Origin of the sequence: Flavobacterium sp., from assembly GCF_035760125.1 — a bacterium.
GTDB lineage: Bacteria > Bacteroidota > Bacteroidia > Flavobacteriales > Flavobacteriaceae > Flavobacterium.
Genome location: NZ_DASTTN010000390.1, coordinates 1 through 3,372, shown reverse-complemented (window position 1 = coordinate 3,372; position 3,372 = coordinate 1). Strand labels below are relative to the sequence as shown.

The following is a 3,372-nucleotide window of genomic DNA, read 5'->3' as shown; positions in this document are numbered from 1 at the left end:
TTCATTTTTATTGGCTTCGATTAAAGTTTTCACATTCTCCAAATCATTGTATTTAGCAAGCAAAGTATCTTTGGCCGTTCCTGCTGTTACACCTGGACTATTTGGCGTTCCAAAAGTAACCGCACCACTCCCCGCCTGAATTAAAAACGAATCAGAATGACCATGGTAACAACCAGCAAATTTGATGATTTTATCTCTTTTGGTAAATCCACGAGCCAAACGCACCGCGCTCATACAAGCCTCTGTCCCGGAATTCACAAAACGGATTTTGTCTATATTTGGAACCATCGAAACTGCTAGTGCTGCAATTTGGGTTTCCAATTCGGTTGGCATTCCAAAAGAGGTCCCCAATTTGGCTTTTTCAATTACGGCTTCCACTACAGGTTCGTAAGCATGGCCCAAAATCATTGGTCCCCATGAATTGATATAGTCGATTAAACGGTTTCCATCTTCATCGTACAAATATGCCCCTTTGGCACTTTTTACGAATATTGGAGTTCCACCCACGGCTTTAAAAGCTCTTACTGGCGAATTTACTCCCCCTGGGATTACTTTTTCTGCTTCAGCAAAAAGCTGACTACTTCTTTGGTATATCATTACGATTTTAAATTTTAGATTTTTGACTTCAGATTTTAGATTTGACTGAATACTAAAAACTGAATACTGTCAACTTATTTCACTATCAACTTCTGTCCTATTGAAAGTGTATTCTCTGTTAGATTATTTTTCTGTTTTAATTCTTCTACGGTTAAATTGAATTTTTTGGAAACGGAATAAAAAGTATCTCCTTTTTGAATTTCATATAAACTGGCTTCATCTGAGCCAAAATTATCCTCAAGCAATACTTTGGCCTCTTCCTTTGCCATTTCTTTTCCTAAAACTTTCGCGTCGTACTGACTTAAATTGTATGATTCTATATAACTTATTAATTTCTCAGGATATCTAGGATCTGTGGCATAACCTGCATCTTTTAAACCTTTTGCCCATGCTTTGTAATCTCCTTTGGGTAATGTAAACAAATTGGCATATCTTTTTTTACCCGTCAATACCATCGCGTGATCTTGGTAGGACTCGGAGGCTTGATTGTATTTTCTAAAACATTCATTGGCAGAATCATCATCTTTATAAACCTTGTCTCCCGTCCAATCGCTATGGCATTTGATTCCGAAATGATTATTGGCTGTCATTGCCAAATCCCCTTTTCCTGCTCCCGATTCCAAAATTCCCTGTGCCAAAATAATACTGGCAGGAATCCCATAGGTTTTCATATTGCTCATCGCTACCCCACTGTATTGTGAGATGTAGGCTCTGGTTGCTTCATTTGTACTTATCGGTTTTGAAGTGGGCTGAGTGGTCGTCTTATTACTACTGCTACTCCCGTTTTGGATTGGTTTGGAATATTTCCATCCCACCGGTTTTTTTGTAGTAACGATAGCTGGTTTCGAAGAACCGCATCCGATGATAGTCCCAATTAAAAGAAATAAAGTTATTTTTCTAACCATGAAGCTGTATTTGGGTGTTATGTTTTACTTTTTTTTATTATTGAACTTCAATCAATGTTTTGTTTTTGCTTTTCAAAAGCGTATTCATTCCCTGGATTCCCTGTAATCCTCCTGTATGAATCAATAGAATTTTGGAATTATGAGGAAAATAGTCTTTCTGAATTAAATCTATAACGCCAAAAACCATCTTTCCCGTATAAATTGGGTCTAACGGAACTTCCGTTTGTTTGTAAAACTGATTTATGAACTGAATCAATTCTTCATTTACCTTTCCGTAGCCCCCAAAATGATAATCGGTTATTAATTCCCAATTTTCACTGGTGGCAAATTTACGAATTTCATCTTTTAAAAAGTCTCCTTTTAATGCAGGAAATCCCAAAACTTTTTGGTTTGGAAAAGCACTGTTGATTATCCCCGAAATGGTGCCTCCCGTTCCTACCGCACAGCATATGTAATCAAACTTAGTATCTTCCTCAGTTAGTATTTCTTCACAACCTTTTACGGCATATTCATTAGTACCGCCTTCTGGAACAAGGTAAAACGATCCGAATTTATTTTTTAGGTTGGCTATAAAACTAGGTTCGGTTTTCAATCGATAGGCTTCTCTGGTCACAAACTCGAATTGCATTCCGCATTCTTGGGCAAACTGCAAAGTTGTATTTTCGTCAATTTTTTCACCCAACTCATCTCCACGAATTACTCCGATAGTTTTAAAACCTTGTTCTTTTCCCGCATACGCCACCGCCGCAATATGATTAGAGTACGCACCTCCAAAAGTCAACACAGTTTCCTGCTTTTCGGCTTTTGCCTGCAGTAAATTATACTTTAACTTCCTGAATTTATTACCTGAAATAAAAGGATGAAGCAAATCTTCCCGCTTTATTTCGAGAGAAATTCCATTAGGCAATTTGTATGTTATTTTCTGGTTCAAAGTTTAGGATTTATTAGCTTTTAAATAGTTTAAAAAACTAAAAAAAGTTCTTTTTTTAAAATAGTCTAAGTCTGTTTCATTGGCATAAGCCTCACGTTCAAAACTAATATTTCTATAGGCCAAATTGGCGTTTTTATACTGCAACAAACGTACCGCATATTCGATAAAATACCAAACAAAAAAAGGCAAAACGAGTAATTCCAATTGTTGTCGAAGGTGAATTTTTTCGTGATTGACAAGTACTTTATTTTCGGAATCGAATGCGTATTTTATAAACACAAAAGGAAAGACTGTTAGCCCGCGATATCCTTTAGGAATTAAATATTTGGCAACAATAACAAACATTGGTTATAAAATTTATAGATTTGTACAGGCAATTTAGGTCAAATAAAAGAAAAACACAATCTCCTAATTGCAAATTTCAAGTATAAAAAAGAATGGCAGAACAAAGTAATGAAAATAAATTAACTGAGGGTGAAGATTTTTATTACACTCCCGAAGGTTACAAATGCTTTACCGAAAAATACCATTTGAAAAGAGGGTATTGTTGCAAAAGCGGCTGTCGCCATTGTCCCTATGGATTTGATAAGAAAACGGGGCAAATTAGGAAATAGATTTTTCAGATAACAGAACGCAGAATTTAGATTTCAGATTACAAAATTCTTTTTAAAACATTAAAATAACAGAAATGGACATCCTTTCTTTAAAGTATAAAATTAAAATTCACAAGTCCTACCACAGGTCGGATATACGGTATCCCTAGTGGGCAATTTCTCTAAATTAAGAAAAACATCTTGATTTATGGGATGCGAGAGGGATAAAAGCAAACTACCGAAGTAGTGCGGATAGCCCGACCGTATTAAGGAAAGTGGCCGACTAACCACAACGACAAGTAGGCCACTTTTCTTAATGGGGTCTCGCCCAACAGATGCTTATTAG

At 36.2% G+C, this 3,372-nt stretch carries 5 protein-coding genes; 1 reads left to right on the top strand and 4 read right to left on the bottom strand.

Annotation, left to right across the window (positions count from 1 at the left end):
* The 4 genes from VFS71_RS13915 to VFS71_RS13900 all read right to left on the bottom strand — a co-directional run.
* On the bottom strand, positions 1-597 hold a 597-nt coding region (locus VFS71_RS13915), incomplete at its 3' end, for an aminotransferase class III-fold pyridoxal phosphate-dependent enzyme (protein WP_326401973.1).
* A gap of 74 nt (positions 598-671) precedes the next feature.
* Positions 672-1,502, bottom strand: a complete 831-nt coding sequence (locus tag VFS71_RS13910) for a glucosaminidase domain-containing protein (RefSeq protein WP_326401971.1) — start codon at positions 1,500-1,502, stop codon at positions 672-674.
* A 37-nt stretch (positions 1,503-1,539) separates the two neighbouring features.
* Entirely contained in the window at positions 1,540-2,433 is an 894-nt protein-coding gene (locus VFS71_RS13905; protein ID WP_326401969.1) for a 1-aminocyclopropane-1-carboxylate deaminase/D-cysteine desulfhydrase, read from the bottom strand.
* Between the two features lie 3 nt (positions 2,434-2,436).
* Complete coding sequence (locus VFS71_RS13900; RefSeq protein WP_326401967.1) at positions 2,437-2,778, bottom strand: hypothetical protein; 342 nt, start codon at positions 2,776-2,778, stop codon at positions 2,437-2,439.
* A 92-nt stretch (positions 2,779-2,870) separates the two neighbouring features.
* Between VFS71_RS13900 and VFS71_RS13895 the strand changes: the two genes are divergently transcribed.
* On the top strand, positions 2,871-3,047 hold the full coding sequence (locus VFS71_RS13895) for a DUF5522 domain-containing protein (RefSeq protein WP_326401966.1): 177 nt from the start codon (positions 2,871-2,873) through the stop codon (positions 3,045-3,047).
* The last annotated feature ends 325 nt before the right edge of the window (positions 3,048-3,372 follow it).

What these genes read in the sequence shown, in the direction of transcription:
- VFS71_RS13910 (WP_326401971.1), bottom strand. Translation starts at nt 1,502, where the DNA reads ATGGTTAGAAAAATAACTTTATTTCTTTTAATTGGGACTATCATCGGA.
- VFS71_RS13900 (WP_326401967.1), bottom strand. Translation starts at nt 2,778, where the DNA reads ATGTTTGTTATTGTTGCCAAATATTTAATTCCTAAAGGATATCGCGGG.
- VFS71_RS13895 (WP_326401966.1), top strand. Translation starts at nt 2,871, where the DNA reads ATGGCAGAACAAAGTAATGAAAATAAATTAACTGAGGGTGAAGATTTT.